The sequence below is a fragment of the Tabrizicola sp. genome, assembly GCF_036781545.1.
Classification (GTDB): Bacteria; Pseudomonadota; Alphaproteobacteria; order Rhodobacterales; family Rhodobacteraceae; genus Tabrizicola.
In genome coordinates this window covers 31777-52255 of record NZ_DAIQAT010000007.1, presented here as the reverse complement: position 1 = coordinate 52255, position 20479 = coordinate 31777, and the positions used below count along the sequence as shown (strand labels likewise).

General features: G+C 68.1%; 19 protein-coding genes and 1 pseudogene. 8 read left to right on the top strand and 12 right to left on the bottom strand.

The genetic code is table 11. The features are described 5' to 3' along the window. Complete coding sequence (locus V7Q39_RS02955; RefSeq protein ID WP_333814875.1) at positions 1-939, top strand: site-specific tyrosine recombinase XerD; 939 nt, start codon at positions 1-3, stop codon at positions 937-939. A 91-nt stretch (positions 940-1030) separates the two neighbouring features. After that, a pseudogene (locus V7Q39_RS02950) lies at positions 1031-1819 on the top strand (transporter associated domain-containing protein); the annotation flags it as partial. On the opposite strand, the gene V7Q39_RS02945 reads toward V7Q39_RS02950, so the two are convergent. Together V7Q39_RS02945 and V7Q39_RS02940 are read right to left on the bottom strand one after the other, a co-directional pair. Then, on the bottom strand, positions 1791-2348 hold the full coding sequence (locus tag V7Q39_RS02945; protein ID WP_333814874.1) for a flavodoxin domain-containing protein: 558 nt from the start codon (positions 2346-2348) through the stop codon (positions 1791-1793). The pseudogene V7Q39_RS02950 and the gene V7Q39_RS02945 sit on opposite strands and share 29 nt — an antisense overlap. Before the next feature lie 59 nt (positions 2349-2407). After that, the gene (locus V7Q39_RS02940) at positions 2408-3172 is read right to left on the bottom strand and encodes a gamma-glutamyl-gamma-aminobutyrate hydrolase family protein (protein ID WP_443082481.1); all 765 of its coding nucleotides are present in this window, start codon (positions 3170-3172) and stop codon (positions 2408-2410) included. Between the two features lie 243 nt (positions 3173-3415). Between V7Q39_RS02940 and copM the strand changes: the two genes are divergently transcribed. Next, a complete protein-coding gene (gene copM / locus V7Q39_RS02935) occupies positions 3416-3766 on the top strand; it encodes a CopM family metallochaperone (protein ID WP_333814872.1) in 351 nt (116 codons plus the stop codon). 157 nt (positions 3767-3923) lie between these two features. Beyond that, positions 3924-4799 (top strand): DMT family transporter, encoded by an 876-nt coding sequence (locus tag V7Q39_RS02930; protein ID WP_333814871.1) that lies wholly within the window; start codon positions 3924-3926, stop codon positions 4797-4799. Here the strand turns inward: V7Q39_RS02930 and V7Q39_RS02925 are convergent. After that, positions 4796-6013 carry a pyridoxal-phosphate-dependent aminotransferase family protein gene (locus V7Q39_RS02925; protein ID WP_333814870.1) on the bottom strand — a complete coding sequence of 406 codons (1218 nt, stop codon included), beginning with the start codon at positions 6011-6013 and terminating at the stop codon, positions 4796-4798. The two genes, V7Q39_RS02930 and V7Q39_RS02925, sit on opposite strands and share 4 nt — an antisense overlap. Positions 6014-6216: 203 nt before the next feature. Here V7Q39_RS02925 and V7Q39_RS02920 point away from each other — a divergent pair, with 203 nt between their 5' ends. The 3 genes from V7Q39_RS02920 to V7Q39_RS02910 all read left to right on the top strand — a co-directional run bounded on the left by V7Q39_RS02920 (position 6217) and on the right by V7Q39_RS02910 (position 9242). Continuing rightward, positions 6217-7887, top strand: coding sequence for an ABC transporter ATP-binding protein (locus V7Q39_RS02920; RefSeq protein ID WP_333814886.1), 1671 nt, complete (start codon positions 6217-6219; stop codon positions 7885-7887). Between the two features lie 39 nt (positions 7888-7926). Continuing rightward, positions 7927-8679 (top strand): CAF17-like 4Fe-4S cluster assembly/insertion protein YgfZ, encoded by a 753-nt coding sequence (gene ygfZ / locus V7Q39_RS02915; RefSeq protein ID WP_333814869.1) that lies wholly within the window; start codon positions 7927-7929, stop codon positions 8677-8679. A gap of 236 nt (positions 8680-8915) precedes the next feature. Next, a complete protein-coding gene (locus tag V7Q39_RS02910; RefSeq protein ID WP_294970280.1) occupies positions 8916-9242 on the top strand; it encodes a DUF6280 family protein in 327 nt (108 codons plus the stop codon). Between the two features lie 76 nt (positions 9243-9318). Here V7Q39_RS02910 and V7Q39_RS02905 read toward each other — a convergent pair whose 3' ends face one another. The 3 genes from V7Q39_RS02905 to V7Q39_RS02895 form a co-directional block, all read right to left on the bottom strand. Next, entirely contained in the window at positions 9319-10221 is a 903-nt protein-coding gene (locus tag V7Q39_RS02905) for a hypothetical protein (protein WP_333814868.1), read from the bottom strand. Between the two features lie 99 nt (positions 10222-10320). Continuing rightward, positions 10321-11694: a TolC family outer membrane protein gene (locus V7Q39_RS02900; protein ID WP_333814867.1), complete on the bottom strand. Its 1374-nt coding sequence runs from the start codon at positions 11692-11694 to the stop codon at positions 10321-10323. A 93-nt stretch (positions 11695-11787) separates the two neighbouring features. Then, a complete protein-coding gene (locus V7Q39_RS02895) occupies positions 11788-12441 on the bottom strand; it encodes a protein-L-isoaspartate O-methyltransferase family protein (protein ID WP_333814866.1) in 654 nt (217 codons plus the stop codon). 196 nt (positions 12442-12637) lie between these two features. Here V7Q39_RS02895 and V7Q39_RS02890 point away from each other — a divergent pair, with 196 nt between their 5' ends. After that, positions 12638-12820, top strand: a complete 183-nt coding sequence (locus tag V7Q39_RS02890) for a hypothetical protein (protein WP_333814865.1) — start codon at positions 12638-12640, stop codon at positions 12818-12820. Between the two features lie 5 nt (positions 12821-12825). Here the strand turns inward: V7Q39_RS02890 and V7Q39_RS02885 are convergent, their stop codons facing one another. Genes V7Q39_RS02885 through V7Q39_RS02860 form a run of 6 tightly spaced genes read right to left on the bottom strand, consistent with a single transcriptional unit; the run spans position 12826 to position 20455 of the window. Beyond that, positions 12826-14178 carry a phosphomannomutase gene (locus tag V7Q39_RS02885; RefSeq protein WP_333814864.1) on the bottom strand — a complete coding sequence of 451 codons (1353 nt, stop codon included), beginning with the start codon at positions 14176-14178 and terminating at the stop codon, positions 12826-12828. A 13-nt stretch (positions 14179-14191) separates the two neighbouring features. After that, entirely contained in the window at positions 14192-15064 is an 873-nt protein-coding gene (locus tag V7Q39_RS02880; RefSeq protein WP_333814863.1) for a dimethyl sulfoxide reductase anchor subunit family protein, read from the bottom strand. Then, positions 15065-15793, bottom strand: coding sequence for a 4Fe-4S dicluster domain-containing protein (locus tag V7Q39_RS02875; protein ID WP_333814862.1), 729 nt, complete (start codon positions 15791-15793; stop codon positions 15065-15067). Next, positions 15790-18642, bottom strand: coding sequence for a molybdopterin-dependent oxidoreductase (locus tag V7Q39_RS02870; RefSeq protein WP_333814861.1), 2853 nt, complete (start codon positions 18640-18642; stop codon positions 15790-15792). Before V7Q39_RS02870 ends, V7Q39_RS02875 begins: the two co-directional genes overlap by 4 nt. Continuing rightward, positions 18639-19715, bottom strand: coding sequence for an acetate/propionate family kinase (locus V7Q39_RS02865; protein WP_333814860.1), 1077 nt, complete (start codon positions 19713-19715; stop codon positions 18639-18641). The genes V7Q39_RS02870 and V7Q39_RS02865 overlap by 4 nt, the downstream gene beginning before the upstream one ends. Further along, complete coding sequence (locus V7Q39_RS02860; RefSeq protein WP_333814859.1) at positions 19715-20455, bottom strand: sulfite exporter TauE/SafE family protein; 741 nt, start codon at positions 20453-20455, stop codon at positions 19715-19717. The genes V7Q39_RS02865 and V7Q39_RS02860 overlap by 1 nt, the downstream gene beginning before the upstream one ends. Between the last annotated feature and the right edge of the window lie 24 nt (positions 20456-20479).

Genomic DNA, 20479 nt, shown 5'->3' with positions numbered 1-20479 from the left:
ATGGCGGAGGCCGAGGCAAGCCGGTGGATTTCGACCTTCCTCGACGCGCGGGCCGCTGAACTGGGCGCGGCGCGGAACACGCAGCTGGCCTATGGCCGCGACCTTCTGGACTTTGCGGACTGGCTGGCCCGGCGGGACCTGGGCTTCGCCGATGCGGGGCGCGAGGCGGTGGAGGATTATCTGGTCCACTGCGACGCGCAGGGCCTGTCGAAGGCCACCCGCGCACGGCGGTTGTCCTCGATCCGCCAGCTGTATCGCTTCGCCTTCGAGGAAGGCTGGCGTGCCGACAATCCCGCCCTGCGGCTGACCGGGCCCGGGCGTACGAAAAGCCTGCCGAAGACCCTGAGCGAGGATGAGGTCACCCGGCTGATGGAGGCCGCCCGGACCCGCGCCCGCAATCCGGCGGACCGGCTGCGGGACACGGCGCTCTTCGAGCTCCTCTATGCCACCGGGCTGCGGGTCAGCGAGTTGGTGAGCCTGCCGGTCGCTGCCGTCCGGGGCGATCCGCGGATGATCCTGGTCAAGGGCAAGGGCAACAAGGAGCGGATGGTGCCACTGTCCACCCCGGCCCGCGCCGCCGTGGCCGATTGGCTGGCCCATCGCGATGCCGAGGAAGAGGCGGGGCGGAAGGCAGGGCGCGCGCCGTCGCGCCACCTGTTTCCGGGCGAGGGGAAGGCGGGCCACCTGACCCGGCAGTACTTCCATACTCTCGTCAAGGAAGTGGCCGTCCTCGCGGGGATTTCGCCCGCCCGCGTGACTCCGCATGTCCTCCGCCACGCCTTTGCCACGCATCTTCTGGCGCATGGCGCGGATCTGCGGGTGATCCAGACCCTGCTCGGCCATGCCGATCTGGCGACGACCGAGATCTACACCCATGTCCTGGACGACCACCTGAAAGAGCTGGTGCTGACCCGGCATCCTCTGGCACGGAAAGCCTAGGCCGATGGCAAGCGATCCCGCCCTTCCCGCCGCCCCCGGCCCTCTCCGCCGGGTCCTGCGCTTCTTCCAGCGCGAAAGCCATGAAAACGCGATGGAGGCCCTGCGCGACGACATCGCCGGGGCCATCGCCATCGGCCATTCCGGCGGCGCGATGGAAAAGGACGCCCGCGACCGGCTGCTGGGCGCGCTGGACCTTTCCCACCGCACGGTGGACGAGATCATGCGCCACCGTCGCCAGATCGAGATGATCGACGCCGACCTGCCCCCCGGCGAGATCATCAGCCGCGTCTTGGCCTCGCCCTACACCCGCCTGCCGATCTTCCGAGACAGCGATGACACCATCCTGGGCGTGGTCCATGCCAAGGACCTGCTGCGCGAGGTCGACCGGCTGGTGCGGGGCGAGGAAGGCCTCGGGATCGACGCCTTGCAGATCGAGAAGGTGGCGATGAAGCCCTATTTCATCCCCGAGACCACGACGCTCGACGAACAGATGCGCGCCTTCCTGGCCCGGCGCACCCATTTCGCGCTGGTGGTCGACGAATACGGCGCGCTGCAGGGGCTGATCACGCTGGAGGACATCCTGGAAGAGATCGTCGGCGACATCACCGACGAATTCGACGTGGTGAAGAAGGATGCGGGGCTGACCGGGCTGGAGGACGGCGCCTGGCTGATCGACGGGGCGATGACGATCCGCGACCTGAACCGGGCGATGGACTGGCACCTGCCGGACGACGAGGCGAACACCGTTGCCGGGCTGGTGATCCACGAGGCGCAGATGATCCCGAACGAGGGCCAGGTGTTCAGCTTCCACGGCTTCCGCTTCGAGGTGGTGGGGAAACGCGAGAACCGGATCACCCAGCTGAAGCTGCGCCCGCTTTAGGCAGGTCTGCCACCCAGCTGTCGAGAGCGGCGCCAAAGGCTGCCCAGTCGGTGTATTCCTTGTCCTTGCCGGCCTCAATCGCCTCGCCCTTCTGGTCGGCGATCCGGCGCATCGCCCAGGCGCGGAAGAAGTCGTATTCGCTGAAGCGGAAGGCCCCGGCAACATGCTCGACCCGGTCGGGGGTCCAGCCGGTCCCGGTCTCGAACTCGGCCAGGCACTTGCGCAGACCCGCCCAGTCGTCGGGGTCGTTTCCGGCGGCGGAAAGCGAGACCGCAAGGAACAGTGTCGGCATCAGCGCCAGCAGGGTGGCCTGATCGGTGGCGAAGCGGGCCAGTGCCTTCTGGTAGCCTCCGGCATGCAGCGATCCGGCGAGGATGGCTGCGTCGAAGCGGGCGAGGTCCAGCCCCTCGGAATCCTCCACATTCAGAAGCTCCACCGAATGGCCGACGGCGGCCAGGCGGTCGGCGGCGAAGCGGGCGATCCTGCGGGTCTGGCCGTCGGTGGTGGCATAGGCGATCAGCAGGAACATGGCGCGTCTCCTTTCGCGCGCTGCCTATCAGATGCCGCCCCGACCCGCCCTGACCTTGGTCAAGCCGACCGCGCCATGGCGGCCGGGCGCGCGCCCTCGGCCCATTCGGCGACCGCCTCTCCGAAAGCCTCGAACAGCGGGCGCGAGACCGGATCGTTGCCCGCATTCCATTCCGGGTGCCATTGCACCGAGAGCGTGAAGCCCGGCGCGTCCTTGACGTAGATCGCTTCCGGTGTGCCGTCCGGGGCAAGCCCGTCGATCACGACCCGGCAGCCAGCCCGCGCGATACCCTGACCGTGCAATGTGTTGGTCATCACCTCGCGCGCCCCCATCAGGCGGTGGAAGACCCCGCCCTCGGTGAAGCTGACGGTATGGCGCAGCGCGAAACATTCCTCCAGCGTGCCGTCGGGCGGCATCCGGTGGTTCATCCGCCCCGGCAGGTCGCGGATTTCGGGGTGGAGCGTGCCGCCGAGGGCCACGTTCACCTCCTGGAATCCGCGGCAGATGCCGAGGAAGGGCTGGCCCCGGTCGACGCAGGCGCGGATCAAGGGCAAAGTGATCGCGTCACGGCTGCGGTCGAAGGCGCCATGGGCGGGGGTCTCCGCCTCGCCGTATTCGCTGGGGTGGACGTTGGGGCGGCCCCCGGTCAGGAGAAAGCCGTCGCAGAGGTCCAGAAGCTCCTCCACCCCCACATAGCGCGGGTCCGAGGGGATGATCAGCGGCACCGCACCGGCGACCTCGGCCACGGCGGCGGTGTTCATCGTCCCGCTGGAATGGGCGGGATAGCTGTTGTTCATCAGATAACTGTTGCCGATGATGCCCACGACCGGCCGCTTGCACTTCGCCACCTTGACCGCACCCCTGATGTCACCCTGGCCCGACCATACGCCCCGATTGCGGCCCGGAAAAGGCCCTGGGGCCGCCAGCCCGCGCACAGATCGGCGTCTATCGTGCACATCTGCGGGACAATGGGCGCGTTGCACAGCATTCGCTCACGCGGAAATGAGTTTCCTTCCCGGATGGGAAGGTTGGAAGACCCGAGCAGCAGACGAGAAAGGAGATCCGGGATGCTGAAACGCCTTGCCCTTGCCATCACTCTGGCCCCCGCCCTGCCCGCCTTCGCGCAGGACACCGGGCATGACGGTCACATGATGGGCGACATGGGGCCTGCCTCCATGGCCTTCATGGAGGCGAACACCCGGATGCACGAGGCGATGACGCAGGAATATACCGGCAATGCCGATGTCGATTTCATCCGGGGCATGATTCCGCACCATCAAGGCGCGGTCGAGATGGCGCGGGTCGTGCTGGAACACGGGCAGGATCCGGAGGTCCGGAAACTGGCCGAAGCCGTCATCGCGGCGCAGGAGGCCGAGATCACCTGGATGCAGGACTGGCTGGCGAAGAACGGCGGCTGACGCAGGGGCAGCCCCGGCGCCGCAGGACAGGCCATGGCGACCAGCAGCGGGCGGGACCTTTCCGGCCCGTGCCTGCAATGCCGCCCTTCTGTCGCATTCTGGCGGTCAGTGCCCGGCCTGTCCCCCTAGCCTGCGGGTCGGAATCAGGATCGGACCAATGCCCCACCCCAAGTCACCCCGCCCGCTGGCCGGCGTCGGCCTCATGCTCGTGGCGATGGCGATCCTGCCGTTCATCGACGTGATCGCCAAGAAACTGGGGCAGGCCGGGATGCCGATCCTGATCGTGGTCTGGGCCCGCGCGCTGTTCGGCGGGATGATGACCCTGCCTTTCGCGCTTGGCGCCGAGGGGCGGCGGGCCTTCCACCCGCAGCGACCACTGCACCATCTGGCGCGCGCGGCGCTGCTGTTCGGCGCGACCTTCCTGTTCTTCAACGCCCTGAAGCACCTGCCGATCGCGGATGCGCTGGCGATCTTCTTCGTCAACCCGCTGGTGATCGTGGTGCTGTCGGCCCTGTTCCTGGGCGAGCGGGTCGGGCCACGTCGCTGGGCGGCGGTCGCCGTGGGCTTCGTCGGCACGCTGATCATCATCCGTCCCGGCATGGTCGCGATCAATCCCGGCACGCTCTACGCCCTTGGCGCCGGGGTGTCGCTCGGGTCCTATTTCGTGATGACCCGCCATATCGCGGGGGCCGCCGACGCCATGGTGCTGACCTTCCAGACCTCAGCCATTGGGGCAGCGCTGATGACGCTTGGCCTGCCCTTCGTCTGGCAAGGCCCCGATCCTCTGCAATGGCTGATGCTGGCCGGATTGGGTGTCATCGCAACGCTTGGCCATGTGCTGATCACCAAAGCCTACGAACACGGCGAGGCCTCGCTTCTCGCCCCGCTCGCCTTCACCGAGATCATCATGGCCACCCTTGCCGGCTGGTGGTTCTTCGGCGACCTGCCGGACCGCTGGACCCTGCTGGGGGTCGCGATTCTCATCGCCTCCGCGATCTACATCTCGGTGCGGGAACGGCGGGCGAAGGCCTAGGGCCCGGTGTGACGCGTGGCCGCGGCCACCACCTGCGCCGCCGCGGCCAGCGCGCCCGGCCCGTGCGGAATGTCGAGGGCGGACATCCCGGCCTCCATCACCGCCAGCGCGCCCAGCGTCATATGGGCGTTGACATGGCCCATATGCGCGACCCGCAGAAAACCATGATAGGCCGGCTCGGTCGAGGGCGCCATGCCGAGGCCGATGCCAAGCGTCACCCCCGCCTTGCTTTCGCACCATTCCCGCAGCCGGGTGGCATGAGGGGCGCCGAAGCGGGCAGCGGTGACGGACCAGCCGCGATGGGTGGGGTCGGCCACGTTCATCCCGATGGCGGGGTTCCCGGTCGACCAGGCGTCAAAGGCGGCCCAGACCGCGCTTGCCAGCGCGTGGTGGCGCTTCCAGACCTGCGGCAAGCCTTCCTCGCGGATCATGTCCAGCGCCTCGCGCAGCCCGTAGAGGTGGCTGGTCGGCGCGGTGCCGTCCCAGATCTGGTAGAATTCCTCCGGCTCGGCGCGGGGACCCCAGGCCCAATAGGGCGAGGCAAGGTCGGACTGGCCGCAGCGCAGGCGGGCGGATTCCGAGAACCAGATGAAGGCCAGGCCGGGCGGTGTCATCAACCCCTTCTGGCAGGCCCCGACCATCACATCGACGCCCCAGTCGTCCATCCTGAACTCGTCGCAGCCGAGCGAAGCGATGCAGTCCACCGCCAGCAGCGCGGGATGCCCCGCCGCGTCGATGGCCGCGCGCAAGGCGGGGATGTCGGTCTTGATCGTGCTGGCGGTATCGACATGCGTGGTCAGCACCGCCTTGATCTCGTGCCTTGTATCGGCCCGCAGCGCCGCCTCCACCCGGCCCATGTCGGCGGGCGAGGATTTGCCGAAGTCCAGGACCTCGGCCTCGATCCCCATCGCGCGGGCCGCGTTGGCCCAGGAAAGACCGAACTGCCCCACCGCCAGCACCAGCGCCTTCTCGCCCTTCGAGAAGAGGTTGGCATTCGCCGCTTCCCATCCCGCATGGCCGTTGCCGATATAGATCGCCACATGGCCCGTGGTCCCCGCAACGGCCCGCAGGTCGGGGAAGAGGCCCGCCACCATGTCGATCAGCGGCCCTTCGTAGATGTTGGGCGAGCCCCGGTGCATCGCGCGCAGCACGCGGTCGGGGATCACCGAGGGGCCGGGGATGGCCAGATAGGGGCGGCCGTGGGCAAGGCTCATGCGTCTCTCCATCGTTTGGCCTCCATGGCTAGGCCCGCCCGCGACCAGCGTCAATGCGGCCCGCTTGAGAACCGGGGGCTTTCCGGCTAAACCCCGGACCTGACCGTCGAAAGGCTCCGCCGTTGCATCCGCCCCGCGCCTATACCTCCCGCGAGTTGTTCGGCCGCTTCTGGCGCGTCTACCTTCGGCCGCATCTGCCGATCATGGCGCTGGCTTTCCTGGTGATGATGGTCGAAGGCGCGACCCTGGGCCTTCTGTCCTACATGCTGGAGCCGCTCTTCGACCGGGTCTTCGCGCCCGGCGGGTCGGGGGCACTGATCTGGGTCGGCGGCGCGATCCTGGCGCTGTTCCTGATCCGGGCGCTGACCTCGATCATCGGGCGCTGGCTTCTGGCGCGGGTCAACCAGCGGGCCGCCGGGGCGATGCAGGTCGATCTGATCCGCCATCTCCTGACGCTGGATGCGAGCTTCTATCAAGAATATTCGCCGGGCACCCTGATCGAGCGGGTGCAGGGCGACACCGCGGCGGCGCAGGGGGCCTCGCTTCTGGTGATCGGCGGAGTCGGGCGCGACCTCGTCTCGCTGATCGGGCTGTTCGTGGTCGCCATCTCCATCGACCCGCTCTGGACAGTCGCTGCGTTGATCGGGGCGCCGCTTCTGCTGCTGCCCGCCTGGATCCTGCGGCGCTACCTGCGGCGCAAGGCGATCCTGACGCGGGAACAGGCGGGGCTCCGCGTCACGCGGATGGACGAAATCTTCCACGGCATCCAGCAGGTGAAACTGAACCGGATGGAAGACTACCAGGTGGGCCGCTTCCAGCGCATCATCCAGACCATCATCCGGGCCGAGGAAAAGACCGCGCTGGCCCGCGCCGCGATGCCCGCGCTGGTCGACGTGATCACCGGCATCGGCTTCTTCGCCGTGCTGATGCTGGGCGGCAGCGAGGTTGCCGCCGGGACCCGCACCACCGGCGAGTTCATGTCCTTCTTCACCGCCATGGCCCTGACCTTCCAGCCGATCCGGCGGTTGAGCGACTTGGCGGGCCAATGGCAGGTGGCCGAGGCGAGCCTGGAGCGTGTCTTCACCCTGTTTGACACCCGCCCCGCCGGAACCCGCCCGGCAATCAGCCGCGCCCACCCTGCCCCGGGCGCGCCGGACATCCGCTTCGAGAATGTCAGCTTCACCTATCCTGACCGGCCGGTGCTGGACGGGCTCAGCTTCACCGCCGAGGCGGGCAAGGTGACGGCGCTGGTGGGCTCGTCCGGCGCGGGCAAGTCCACCGTCTTCCAGCTGATCTCGGCCCTGATCGAGCCGCAGGCGGGCCGTATCCTGATCGGCGGGGTCGATGTGCAGGACCTCAGCCTTGCCGACCAGCGCGCGCTTCTCGCCTCGGTCAGCCAGGACGCTGCGCTCTTCGACGAGACGCTGCGCGAGAACCTGCTTTTGGGCCGCAGCGACCGCGATCCGGCGCGGCTGGCCCAGGTGCTGCGCGATGCCGAAGTGGCCGTCTTCACCGACAGCCTGCCCCTGGGCCTCGACACCCCGGCCGGGACGCGGGGCTCGGCGCTATCCGGCGGCCAGCGCCAGCGGGTGGCCATCGCCCGCGCGCTTCTGGCCGATGCGCCGGTGCTGCTGCTGGACGAGGCGACCTCGGCCCTGGACACCCGGACCGAAGCCGCCGTCTCGGCCGCCCTGTCGCAAGCCCAATCGGGCCGCACGACGCTGGTCATCGCGCACCGGCTGTCAACCGTGAAGGGCGCGGACAAGATCCTGGTGCTGGACCACGGCCGCCTGATCGAGGAAGGCACCCATGACAGCCTGATGGCCCGCGGCGGCCTCTATGCCCAGTTGCAAGAGGCACAACTGCGTGACTGAGGCTTTCGTCTGCCCGCGCCTGAGCCTACAGTTCCGTCCATGACACAGGACCGCACGATCTGGAGCCTGACCGGCAAGGACGCCCTGAGCTTCCTGCAGGGCCTGGTTTCCAACGACCTCAGCCCGCTGGAGACAGGCCCCGGCGTGGTCTGGGCGGCGCTGCTGACCCCGCAGGGCAAGTATCTGGCGGATTTCTTCGTGGTCCGCCGGGCCGAGGGCGACCTTCTGATCGACATCGCCACACCGCTGGCCGCCGATACGCTCCGCCGGTTGACGATGTATCGCCTGCGGGCAGATGTGCAGATCGCACCCTCGGGATTGCATCTGACGCGCGGCCTTGGTGCGATGCCCGAGGTCGCCCTGCCCGACCCGCGCCATCCGGCGCTTGGCTGGCGGCTCTATTCCGCCGAACCGCTGGCTGTCCCCGATGTGGACTGGGATGCGATCCGGGTTGAGCATCTGATCCCAGAAAGCGGGATCGAACTGATCCCGGACGACACCTACATCCTGGAAGCCGGGTTCGAGCGCCTGCATGGCGTCGACTTCCGCAAGGGCTGCTATGTCGGGCAGGAAGTGACCGCGCGGATGAAGCACAAGACCGAGTTGAGGAAGGGCCTGGTCCGGGTGAAGATCGACGGCGCGGCCCCGGTCGGCAGTGATATCATCGCCACGGACGGCAAGCCTGCGGGCAGGCTTTTCACCCAGAGCGGCGGTCATGCCATCGCCTACCTGCGCCACGACCGCGCGCAGGGGCAGCTTTCGGCGGGGCAAGCCGAGCTTTCGGTCGACTAGGCCGACGGGCGTCCGCTACGGCAAGAATATCCTAACCAGATGTTGAAAAACTGACCCGGCCCCCTAAATATCGGGACTGGCCCGAGGCCTGACCGACTAGATGCTGAAGGGCGGCGCGGAAGCCATGCACAGGGTGCATAGCAGTCATTCCAAACCGGAAGCCCCCGAATCATGATCAAATCGTTACAACCCTCGGACGCTGAGGAATTACAAGAGCAAGAAAAAAGGAAAAGCCGATGCTCGATACCATCGACAGCACCGCCTTCAACTTCGAGCAGGGCCAGCGCGCGCGCAAGCTGTTCGCGGCCGTTGTGCTTGCGGCTTTGGATGATGCCATTGCCGACGACAAGAAATACGGCAACGGTCCCGACCAGATCGCCCGCTGGGCACGGTCGCGCGACGGGCGCGAAGTCCTGTCCTGTGCCGGGATCGACCCGAACGAGCGTGTGGTCAAGGGCCTGATGGAATTCGTCGCCAAGGGTGTGCGGACCTCGGTCGCACTTTCCCGCGAGGAATCCGAACGCCGCCACGCGCTGGAACTGGAGCAGGCCGAAGCGGCCTGAGGCCCTATTTAGGCAAAGCCGATCACGCGCCCCGCGGGGCGCGTTTTCATTTGATACTTCAGCAAGTGGAACTGGGTCAGTCCAGGTCGCGGGCAATCAGGGCGCGGTTGATTTCCGCCCGCACCAGCTTGCGCACGTTGCGGGTGATCCGCTCGCCAAGCGCGCCCTGCAGCTCTTCCCGGATCATCTGGCGCACGATTTCCTGCAACGCCGCCTCGTCCAGCACGGCAAGCGGCGTGCCGTCGGCATCCAGGATCTCGGTCGGCATCCGCTGCGGCCCGGCCCCGTCACCGTCGTCCTCCGACAGCCCACGAGCCACTGGAGGGTCGCCATCCAGGTCCGCCGCCATGAAATCGTCTTCCAGAAGCTCCGGCGCCACATCGGGCGCAGGATCGGACACGGTTTCCAGCGTCGTTTCCTCGGGAACCCCGTCCTCCGGCTCGTCCGGATCCATCACCTCGCCCGCCGCGAGACGCGCGGCCAGATGTTCGGCCCGTCGGCGCAGCGGGATGAAGGGAACCGGCTCGTCCTCGGTCCAGTCCTGATCGAGCTGTGCCCAGGGCTCGCCGCCCTCTTCCGTCCCGGCGGAAGCGTCCGTAACCTCCTCGACCGGGGGCACCAGGATTTCCGCCTCTTCGGCTCCGAGCGCGACCTCGCCCAGCGAGACCGTCTCGGGCGCGGCCCAGATCTCGTCCTCCCACTCGGCTTCGACCAGTTCGACCGCCGCCTCCTCCGCAACCGGATCAGCGTCCTCCACCGGCGCAACGGCAGGTTCGGCGGCCGTCTCCGGCATCGGTGCATCCAGGATCAGGGGCGACAGCGGGCTGAGTTCAGAGACGACGCGCAGCGCGGGCGTCAGCAGCAGGCGATCCGCGTTCAGATCACGGGTGACGCGCCGGGGGTTCTGCTCGTTCGAGACAAGCCGCCGCACCGAGGAAACGACATCCTCGATCTCCTCGGAACTCAGGGGGCCCACCATCACGGATGTCCGCTCGCTCGCCTTGCCACAGGGCTTCAAGTTACTGCGCCAAGCCAATGCCTGGCAACAGAAATCGCGGAATGGAATATATCGGCCCGATCAGTGGCCGATCTTCTCCAGAATCCGGTCCAGCTTCTTGCCCTGGGCGCTGTGGCTTGGCGCCTTCTCGACCGCGCCGTAATAGGCCTCGGGGTCGTAGGTCGGGATGCCCAGTTGCAGATGCTCGACGGTCAGCAGGCCCATGGTGGCCAGCACCTGGTAGACCGCGACATAGCGCTGCGCCTCGGCCTCGAGCCGGGCATTGCGCGCGTCCAGCAGCTCCTGCTCGGCGTCGAGCACGTCGAGCGTCGTGCGGGTCCCCGCCGCCGCCTCCTCGCGCACGCCATCGAAGGCCGCCTGCGCCGCGCGGATCTGCAGGTCGGACGCTTCGATCGAAGCCGCCGCCACCGCCAGATTGGCCCAGGCCACGCCCACGTTCTCGACCACGCCCACCGCGGTCTGCTGCAGGGCCGCCCGCGCCGCATCCTTGCCCGCCAACGCCTTGCGCTGCAGCGCCGAGAGCCGCCCGCCAGCATAGATCGTCTGGTTCATCGTCAGGCCCAGGCTCTGCGATTGCAGGCCCTCGTCATCGGTGCGCAGCGTGACGCCCGCCCCGATGGTCGGTGCCCGGCTGGCCTTGGCTAGATCGACCTGCAGGTCCGCCACCGTCACCTGATGCTGCGCCTGGCGGATCAGCGGATGGGTCCCCCGCGCCACGCTCTGCGCCTCTTCCATCGTGCGCGGCAGGGCCGGGGCCTTGGGCGGCGGCGCAAGCTTGCCCGGATAGGCACCGGTCGCGGCCTTGTAGGCTTCGCGCGCGATCATCAACTGGCCCTGAGCCGCCGCCAGCGCTGCGCGCGAGGCCGCCAGCCGCGCCTCGGCGATGGAAACGTCGGTGCGGGTGATCTCGCCCACGTCGAAGCGATCCTGTGCCGCGCGCAGTTCTTGGGTGATGAGCCGCAGGTTGCTTTCCCGAAGCGCCACCACATCCTGCGACAGCCGCACGTTGACATAGGCCTGCACCGTGGCCAGAAGCACGTTCTGCTCCACCTGGATCAGCGCCTGGCGGGTGGCGAGCACGCTTTCCTTGGCAATCTCGATGCCCAGCCGGTTGCGGCCGAAGTCGATCAGGGTCAGCTCGGCCGACAGCGCCAGCGAGGCCGACAACCCCTCGACCACCGTGGTCCCGAGCGTGCTGTTCACCTCGGCCCGCGACCAGCCCGCCTGCGCGGTATAGCCCACCACAGGGCGCAGGGCCGACACGGCGATCGCCACATCCTCGTCCGCCGCCCGCAGCACGGCGCGGTTCTGGTCCAGAAGATGCGAATTCTTGTAGGCCGCGATCAGCGCGTCGGTCAGCGTTTCAGCCTGCGCCCCCGGGGCCGCGGCCAGCGCAAAGACCGCAACCAGTGCCGATTTCAACCAAGCCCGCATCTTCCATCGCCTTCTCATGACCCGCGGAACGATGCCGGCGGGCGGGTGTCTGGTCCGGACGGGGCACGAAAGCGCCCCGGGCCGGACAGGGCCCTACAGGGTAAAGCCGCGCGTTATCCGGAAGCCCGGCAGGACCGGGGCCGCCGCGTTGAACACAGGGCGCCAGGTGATCCGGTCCTCGATCTTGTAGCCGACCTTCGCCGTACCGAGCGCGCCATCCATGAAGACCGCGCCGATCCGACCGCCGTCCTTCAGCTGCGCGAGCAGGCCCTCGGGAATGGTCTCGACGCCACCTTCCACGGTGATCACATCGTAGGGCGCGCATTTGGCCGCGCCCTCGGCCAGCTTGCCGGTGACCACGACCGCGTTGTCGACGCCCTCTTCCGACAGGATGCGCTGCGCGTCCGCGGCCAGCGCCTCATCCTCCTCGACGGCGACGACCGTCTCGGCGAGCCGCGCGATGACCGCCGCCGAATAGCCGAGGCCGCAGCCCAGATCCAGCACCAGCTCGCCCGGCTGCACATCCAGCGCGTCCAGCAGCTTGGCCAGCGTCCGCGCCTCCAGCACCACCCGGCCCGGAGCGAGCGGCAGGTTCTCGCCGACATAGGCCGCCTCGCGCTTGTCGTCGGGCACGAAGGTCTCGCGCGGGACGGTGAGCATGGCGTCGATGATCGGGAACTTGGTCACATCCGAGGGGCGGACCTGAGTGTCCACCATCATAACGCGGCGGGTGGCGAATTCGCTCATTCTGAACTCATCGGTCTGATTGGCGTCAGCCGGAGTCTTGCCACAGATACCACGGTCCCGCAACCGGCCTTCGGTTTATTTTCATGCCTTTGGCCGAGAGGTCCCGCGACGGAAACCCCGCCGCTTTCGCCCTGCCGCTTCACAAAGTCTTCAGACTTCGAGTCGATGCTGAACCGGCAGAACAAAGGAGGACCAGATGGCCGCTTCCCGCCTTTCCCTCGCCGACGAACTCGCCGATATCCGGGCCGAAATCACCCGCCTGCAGCAGCGCGAAAGCCGCCTTCAGGCCCTGGCCGACGACCTGCCGCCGATCCCGGTCTTCCGCCGCGGCTGGCCGATCCTGCGCAGGCCCGCCGCTGCCGCCGCCGTCTCGGCCTGATCGCATCAGTCTTCGATCAACCCCTTCACGCGGGCCACGCCCTCGGCAACCAGCCTCGCGTCCCCCCGCGCCTCGACGTTCAGCCGCAGAAGCGGTTCGGTGTTCGAGGCGCGCAGGTTCAGCCGCCAGTCCCCGAAATCCAGGCTCAATCCGTCGGTGCGGTCGGTGGACCGCGCCTTCGGTTCCAGCGCTGCCTTGACCCGCGCCACCACGGCAGGCAAGTCCGCGACCCGGAAGTTGATCTCGCCCGAGGACGGAAAGTCCCGCCGCATCGCGCCGACCATCTCGGTCAGGCTGCGCCCGGACTGCGACACCAGCCGCGCCACCATCAGCCAGGGGATCATGCCGGAATCGCAGGCCATGAAGCCGCGGAAATAGTGGTGCGCGCTCATCTCGCCGCCGTAGACCGCACCCTCGCGGCGCATGGCGGCTTTCAGGAACACGTGGCCGGTGGGCGCCAGCACCGACCGGCCGCCGCCCCGCTGCACCGCATCCTGAACCGCCCAGACAACGCGGGGGTCATGGATGATCGTCGCGCCCGTCTCTTCCGCCAGATGGGCCGCGGCCAAGAGCGCCACCACATGCTCGCCGTCGACAAAGCCGCCCGCGCCATCGAAGAGGAAGCAGCGGTCGAAATCGCCGTCGAAGGCCACCCCGAAATCCGCCCCCGCCGCCCCGACCGCCGCCGCCGTCACCGGGCGGTTCTCGGGCAGAAGCGGGTTCGGAATGCCATTGGGGAAGCTGCCGTCCGGGTCATGGTGCATCCTGACGAGGTCCAGCTGGGCACCGCGGCGGGCCAGCCCCCCGGCAAGCGCATCCAGCGTCGGTCCCGCCGCGCCGTTGCCCGCGTTCACCACCAGCCGCAGCGGCCCGATCCCCGGCCCGACCAGCCCGGCGACATGCGCCACATAGTCGGCCCGCACCGCAGACCGATCCTCCCGCGCGCCGCCCGGCGCCCGGTCCGGCTCCTCGCCCGCCTCGGTCAGCGCCCGGATCCGGGCGAAATCGGCATCCGGCAGGGGCACCGCGCCGCGCCCCACCAGCTTCATCCCATTGTATTCGCGTGGATTATGCGAGGCAGTGACGCAGATCCCGCCCCCCGCGCCCAGATGCGCGGTGGCGAAATACATCTCCTCGGTCCCGGCCATCCCGAGGTCCAGCACCCGCACGCCCGAGGCCACCAGTCCCGCCGCGACCGCATCAGCCAAAGCGGGCGAGCTTTCGCGGCAATCGCGAGCCAGCACCACCGCCCCGGCCCCGGTGACGGCGGCAAAGGCCCGCGCGATGCGATGGGCGATGGTTTCGGTCAGTTCCGTCCCGAGACGGCCGCGGATGTCATAGGTCTTGAAAGCGCTCATGGGCCGGAGAGGATCATCCCCGCGCGCCGTAGTAAAGCCCCACGACATGCTCGGCCTCGGCGAAGAAAAGCCAGCGGGCGGCCAGCGCCCCCGCCAGATGCAACACCGCGGCCAGCGCAATGCCCCAGCCCCCCAGCGGCAAAAGCAGGATCAGCGCGGGAAGGGCCGAGGTGAGGACCAGCGCGATCTTCCGCAGCTTTGCCGCATGCCTGCGCCCGACGACGAAGATCATCTCGCGCTTGAGGTAGTTCCCCGCCGTATGCGCCGGGTCAAGAACCGAAGGCACCCCCAGCCGGTCCAGCCCCGTGGCAGTGCCAAGGCTCTGCCCGGCCTTCGCGAAAGCCTGGTCCCCCACCCGCCAGACCGCCAGCAGCACCGCGCCGACCGCGAGCAGCGCCAGCGGTGCCCAGACACGGCCCGACAGCATCGCGCCTCCGGCGATGGCGAAGGTCAGGAACATCACCGGCGTCAGCCAGTGGTGCCAGCGTGGCACGGCCTTGATGTGGGTGTAGATCATCGCGGTGGTGAAGACCGTGACCAGCGCCAGCGCACCGCCCAGCTGGCCCGGCAGTCGCGACAGGCCAAGGCTGAAGATGTCCGACAGGGCGACCGGGGCGAGGAGGAACAGCGTCGCCACCGAGGTCCATGCCTCGCGGCTGAGCCAGCTCGTCCGCCACTGGGTGAAGGCCTTGAGCGCGTTCTTCGGGTTGCCGAGGTGGAAGGTCGAGGCCATCAGCCCCGCCACCGCCAGCCCATAGCCCAGGCCCCACAGGAAGAAGGCCGCCCAACCCGAGGGCTGCAAGGCCCCCCAGCCGAGGAAGGCGAGGAAGCCGAAGCCAAGCCCCGACAGGGTGGAGAAGAGGATGACCGAAAGCGCGGGATGCATTCAGATCTTCCCCAGCATCCGGTCGAGCCAGCCGGCGATCCCGGTCGCCTTGACATCCAGAAGCGGCTCCAGCGGGCTTGCCGTGCCCGGCCCCTTTGCGCGGGGGGGCAGGTATTTGTTGGTGGGCCTGGTTCCCATGCCCGGCATCAGGTCATACCCGCCGCGCTCGGCCACCAGCTTCGAGACGTGGCTCTCGGGATCGGCGAAATCGCCATAGTGCCGGGCATTGGTCGGGCAGGTGCGCACGCATACGGGCTCGCGGTCCTCCTCGGGCAGGTGGTCGTTGTAGATGCGGTCGACGCAGAGCGTGCATTTCTTCATCACCCCCTGCGCGGCGTCCATCTCGCGCGCACCATAGGGGCAGGCCCAGGCGCAAAGGCCGCAGCCGATGCAGGCGTCCTCGTTCACCAGCACGATCCCGTCCTCGGCCCGCTTGTAGCTGGCCCCGGTCGGGCAGACGGTGACACAGGGGGCGTTGTCGCAGTGGAGGCAGGACCGCGGGAAGGTCACGACCTGCGCCGGACCGTCGGGGGCGCTGACCTGATAGGAATGGACCCGGTTCAGGAAGGTGCCCGAGGGGTTCGCGCCATAGGGGTCCTGGTCGGACAGGCCGATCCCCGCGTCGTTCCAGCCCTTGCAGGCGGTGACGCAGGCCTGGCACCCGACGCAGGTATCAAGGTCGATCACCAGCCCCAATTTCTTTTCGGTGGCGTGCGGCAAGGCGGTCATCGCTCGGCCTCCACCAGGCCCAGAAGTTTTCGAAAACTTTTGGCAAATTTCTTCGAAGAAATTTGGCCCCGCCCCCCGCCCGTGCGTGGCGGGTCGGGCAAGATCGGGAAGGCCGGCTCCGCCGTCCCGCGCGGATGGTCCGCCGCCGCCACCCGCTCCACCCGCACCCTCTGGTCGAACCAGGCCGCCTGCCCCGTCACCGGGTCGGAGTTCGAGAGCCGCACCCCCTTCTCCGGCAAGAGTTCCGAGATCAGATGATTGAGCAGGAAGCCCGTCGTCGCCTCGGGCGCATCGGGCGACAGCGCCCAGGCCCCTTTCCGCTTGCCGATGGCATTCCAGGTCCAAACCGTGTTCTCGTTCAGCGCCGCCATATGCGCGACCGGCGCCACGATCACCCCCGCGCGGCTCGACACCCGCGCCCAGTCGCCGGGCTGGAACCCCTGCGCTTCCCAGATCTTCGTCGGCAGATACAGGTAGTTCCGCCCCTTGATCTGCCGCAGCCAGGCATTCTGGCTGCCCCAGGAGTGATACATGTCCATCGGCCGCTGGGTCAGGGCATGGACCGGATAGCCGAAGGCGGCATCCTCGTCGCCATAGGGCGGATACCAGACCGGCAGCGGGTGCATCGCCTGCCTCAGCCGGTCGCGCAGATGGTCCGGCGGCTGGCGCGATCCATGGCCCTCCGCTGCAAGTTGGAACCGCCGCATCGGCTCGGACCAGAGGCTGAAGAGATAGGGCTGCGGGGTCTCATACAGGCCAAGCTTCACCGCCCAGTCCTGATAGGCCGCATTCCACGGCTTGTAGAACGCTGCCTCCTCCGGCACATGCGCCTGGCAGAAAGCGCCATTGGCGATGTAGCGCTGCATCTGCTCGGGGTTCGGTGCCCCCCGGCCCGTCGCCTCGCCATTGCCCCGGAAGCCCATCAGCGGCCCCACGCCGGGCCGCCGCTGGTGGTTGACGATGTAATCGGCATAGTCAGCGTATTTCGCCGAACCATCCTCTTCCACCATCCCCGGCAGGCCCAGCCTTGCCCCAAGATCCAGCAGGACCGACTGGAAGCACCTGACCTCGCGGTCGGGTTCCAGCACCGGCCAGCGGATCGCATCCCCCGCAGCGTCGGGCTCGGAGATCGGGCGGTCAAGAAGGCTGATGCAGTCGTGCCGCTCCAGATAGGTGGTGTCGGGCAGGATCAGGTCGGCATAGGCCACCATCTCGCTGGCATAGGCGTCGGAATAGATGATCCGGGGGATCAGATATTCTCCGTCCTCGCCCGTCTCCGTCAGCATCTCCATCACGCGGGCGGAGTTCATCGAGGAATTCCACGACATGTTGGCCATGTAGAGGAAGAGCGTGTCGATCCGGTAGGGGTCGCCCGCATGGGCATTGGGGATGACCATGTGCATCAGGCCATGGGCCGAGAACGGGTTTTCCCAGCTGAAGCCCTTGTCGATCCGGGCGGGTTGGCCATCGGGCAAGAGGCACAGGTCGTCGGGCGAGCGGACATAGCCCAGATGCGGGCCGGTCAGCGGCTTGCCCGGCGTGGTCACGAAATGCGGCGTCGGATGCGCCTCGACGGGCTTGGGGTAAGGCGGCTTCAGCCGGTAGCCGCCCGGCGTTTCCACCGCGCCCAGCAGGATCTGCAACAGATGCAGCGCCCGCGCGGTCTGGAAGCCGTTGGAATGCGCCGAAATTCCCCGCATGGCATGGAAGCTGACCGGGCGACCGGGCATGTCGGCATGTTCATTGCCCCGGAAGTCCGTCCAGGGACGCGGCAGCGAGATCGCCTGCTCGAACGCCACTTGCGCCAGTTCCGCCGCCAGTTGCCGGATGCGCTGCGCCGGGACGCCGCAGCGTTCCGCCACCGCCTCCGGCGCATAGTCCGGTTTCAGGTATTCCTCGACCATGTGGCGGAACACCGTCCGGTGCCCCTGCCATTCCGCGCCAAGGTCGGGTTCCACCCCCTTGCCGTCCCAGGGGGCGGGATGGCCGCTGCGACGGTCGATGACGAAAGGCTGGCTTTCGGCATTGCGGACGAAAAGCCCCTTCTCCGGCCCGTCCTGTTCGTTCACCAGCAAGGGCGCATTGGTCCATTGCGCAAGATAGTCGAGGTCGATCTTCCCCGCCTCCAGCAGGCAATGGATCAGTGACAGGATCAGGAGGCCGTCCGTCCCCGGCGTGATCCCGATCCAGTCATCCGCGACGGCCGAATAGCCGGTCCTGACCGGGTTGACCGAAATCACCCGCGCGCCGCGGGCCTTCAGCTTGCCGATGCCGATCTTGATCGGATTGCTGTCGTGATCCTCGGCCACCCCGAACATGACGAACAACTGCGTCCGCTCCCAGTCGGGCTGACCGAATTCCCAGAAGGCCCCGCCGATGGTGTAAATCCCTCCGGCGGCCATGTTGACCGAACAGAACCCGCCATGCGCGGCATAGTTCGGCGTGCCGAAATTCTGCGCCCACCAGCCGGTGAGGCTCTGGCTCTGGTCACGGCCGGTGAAGAACGCAAGCTTCTCCGGCGCCGTCTCGCGCAGGGGCTTCAGCCAAGACACCGCCGTTTGCAGCGCCTCCTCCCAGCTGATCTCCTCGAACGCCCCCGAGCCCCTTGGCCCCACCCGGCGGAGCGGCGCCTTCAAGCGTGAAGGCGCGGTGACCTGCATGATTCCGGACGCGCCCTTGGCACAGAGCACGCCCTTGTTGATCGGATGGTCGCGGTTGCCCTCGATATAGGCGACGCGGCCCGATTTCAGATGCACGTTGATCCCGCAGCGGCAGGCGCACATATAGCACGTGGTCTGCCGGACCTCGTCCGAGACCTCGCGCTGCGTCTCAACCCTCGGCTGGTTCACGCGCCCTCCCCGGCCATCACGGCCTGCGCCTCCAGCGCAATCTGACGCTCCTCGTCGGCCGGCACAACAAGGATAACGACACGGGATGTCGGTGCGTGCAGCACGGTTTCGTTCCGGGCATTGGCGGCGGGGTCGGAAGAAACTCCCAGAAAGCTCAACCCCGAGAGGATTTCCTTCCGCATCCAGGGATCGTTCTCGCCGATGCCGCCGGTGAAGACCACCGCGTCGAGGCCCCCCATCGCGGCCACCATCGACCCCGCATGGCGGACGGCCCAATAGGCGAAATGCTGAAGCGCAAACCGCGCCGCAGGCGTGCCCGCCGCGTGCAGCGCGCGCACATCGCTGGCCCCGCCAAGGCCCAGAAGGCCGCTTTCGCGGTTCAGGATGCGCCCGGCCCGCTCCACCCCATGCAGCTCCGCCAGCCGCAGGACCGCATTGCCGTCGATCCCGCCGGTCCGCGTGCCCATGGTCAACCCGTCCAGCGGCGAATAGCCCATCGTCGTCGCAACCGAACGCCCGTTCACAATCGCGGCCAGCGAGCAGCCGTTGCCCAGATGGCAAGCGAGCAGCCGCTCTGGCAGCGGACCCCGCGCCCGCAGGATGCGCACCAGCGCGGAGAAGCTGATGCCGTGAAAGCCATAGCGGCGCAGGCCCCGGTCTCGCTCTGCCTTTGGCAGGGCATAGGTGACGGCAACATCCGGGTTCGTCGCATGGAAGGCGGTGTCGAAGGCCGCATATTGCGGCAGGTCGGGGGCGAGATCGGCAACCGCCCGGATTCCCACCAGATTCGCCGGGTTGTGCAGGGGCGCCAGCGGCATGCAGGCTTCGATCTGTTGCAGCACTGACGGCGTCACACGGCAGGTTTCCGTCAGCGCCGCCCCGCCATGAACCACCCGATGCGCCGCCGCCGTCAGCCGGTCAAGCGCAACTCCGGCCTGCGCCAGACCCTCGGCCATTGCCGCGCGGTGGCCATCCGGTCCGATCTCGCCGACGAAGGCTTTCGTGACCTCCCGTTCACCGTCGAAGAGCTTCAGCTTCAACGAAGACGAACCGGCGTTCACAACCAGCCACATCAGAGAAGCGCCTTGCCCAGCCCCAGCGCCGCAAGCCCGGCCAGGAGGATGATCGCGAAGCGGCGGAAGTCCTGCGGGTCGGTGCCGAAGAAATGCCGCCCGCCCAGCCAGTTGGCCAGCAGCGTGATCGGCAGCGCCAGCAGAGCGGCCCAGAGCGTGTCCCATGTGACCAGCCCCGCCAGCCAGTAAAGCGGCGCGGAGTAGAGGTCGAGCAGCGGGAAATAGGCGATCAGCGTGGCGCGGAATACCGCCGCGGGCATCGGCTGCGCCGCGAAGAAGGCCGCAAGCGGCAGCCCGCCCATCCCCGGTGCATTGGCGAGGCCCGAGATGACCCCGGCCACCCCGTTCGCCGCACCCTTGACCTCGCCCGACAGCCGCCAGCCCGCCAGAAGCACCGCGCACATGAAGAGCACATAGCCCGAGATCACCGCCCGCGCCGTGTCCTCGCTGACCCCGGTCAGCACCCACAGGCCCAGCGGCAGCCCGATCGCCGCCCCGCCCATCAGCCAGCCGACCCGTTTCCAGTCCACCTGTGGCCCGGCCCCTTTTGCGGCCTGTAGCGACATTACAGTTTCCAGAATGACGACAACCGCCACAAAATTCATTGGATTGGTGACAAGACTGGAGGCTGCGATCAGCAGCGCGGAGAAGCCGAACCCGGAATACCCCCGCACGAAGCCCGCCACGAGGCAGGCCACCGCCAGCCAGGCCAGCGCGCCGGGGCCGAGGTCATAGGGCATTACGGCGTCGCTTGAAGTTCGGCG

What these genes read in the sequence shown, in the direction of transcription:
- V7Q39_RS02955 (WP_333814875.1), top strand. Translation starts at nt 1, where the DNA reads ATGGCGGAGGCCGAGGCAAGCCGGTGGATTTCGACCTTCCTCGACGCG.
- V7Q39_RS02945 (WP_333814874.1), bottom strand. Translation starts at nt 2,348, where the DNA reads ATGTTCCTGCTGATCGCCTATGCCACCACCGACGGCCAGACCCGCAGG.
- copM (WP_333814872.1), top strand. Translation starts at nt 3,416, where the DNA reads ATGCTGAAACGCCTTGCCCTTGCCATCACTCTGGCCCCCGCCCTGCCC.
- V7Q39_RS02930 (WP_333814871.1), top strand. Translation starts at nt 3,924, where the DNA reads ATGCCCCACCCCAAGTCACCCCGCCCGCTGGCCGGCGTCGGCCTCATG.
- V7Q39_RS02925 (WP_333814870.1), bottom strand. Translation starts at nt 6,013, where the DNA reads ATGAGCCTTGCCCACGGCCGCCCCTATCTGGCCATCCCCGGCCCCTCG.
- V7Q39_RS02920 (WP_333814886.1), top strand. Translation starts at nt 6,217, where the DNA reads ATGGCGCTGGCTTTCCTGGTGATGATGGTCGAAGGCGCGACCCTGGGC.
- ygfZ (WP_333814869.1), top strand. Translation starts at nt 7,927, where the DNA reads ATGACACAGGACCGCACGATCTGGAGCCTGACCGGCAAGGACGCCCTG.
- V7Q39_RS02910 (WP_294970280.1), top strand. Translation starts at nt 8,916, where the DNA reads ATGCTCGATACCATCGACAGCACCGCCTTCAACTTCGAGCAGGGCCAG.
- V7Q39_RS02905 (WP_333814868.1), bottom strand. Translation starts at nt 10,221, where the DNA reads ATGGTGGGCCCCCTGAGTTCCGAGGAGATCGAGGATGTCGTTTCCTCG.
- V7Q39_RS02900 (WP_333814867.1), bottom strand. Translation starts at nt 11,694, where the DNA reads ATGCGGGCTTGGTTGAAATCGGCACTGGTTGCGGTCTTTGCGCTGGCC.
- V7Q39_RS02895 (WP_333814866.1), bottom strand. Translation starts at nt 12,441, where the DNA reads ATGAGCGAATTCGCCACCCGCCGCGTTATGATGGTGGACACTCAGGTC.
- V7Q39_RS02890 (WP_333814865.1), top strand. Translation starts at nt 12,638, where the DNA reads ATGGCCGCTTCCCGCCTTTCCCTCGCCGACGAACTCGCCGATATCCGG.
- V7Q39_RS02885 (WP_333814864.1), bottom strand. Translation starts at nt 14,178, where the DNA reads ATGAGCGCTTTCAAGACCTATGACATCCGCGGCCGTCTCGGGACGGAA.
- V7Q39_RS02880 (WP_333814863.1), bottom strand. Translation starts at nt 15,064, where the DNA reads ATGCATCCCGCGCTTTCGGTCATCCTCTTCTCCACCCTGTCGGGGCTT.
- V7Q39_RS02875 (WP_333814862.1), bottom strand. Translation starts at nt 15,793, where the DNA reads ATGACCGCCTTGCCGCACGCCACCGAAAAGAAATTGGGGCTGGTGATC.
- V7Q39_RS02865 (WP_333814860.1), bottom strand. Translation starts at nt 19,715, where the DNA reads ATGTGGCTGGTTGTGAACGCCGGTTCGTCTTCGTTGAAGCTGAAGCTC.
- V7Q39_RS02860 (WP_333814859.1), bottom strand. Translation starts at nt 20,455, where the DNA reads ATGCCCTATGACCTCGGCCCCGGCGCGCTGGCCTGGCTGGCGGTGGCC.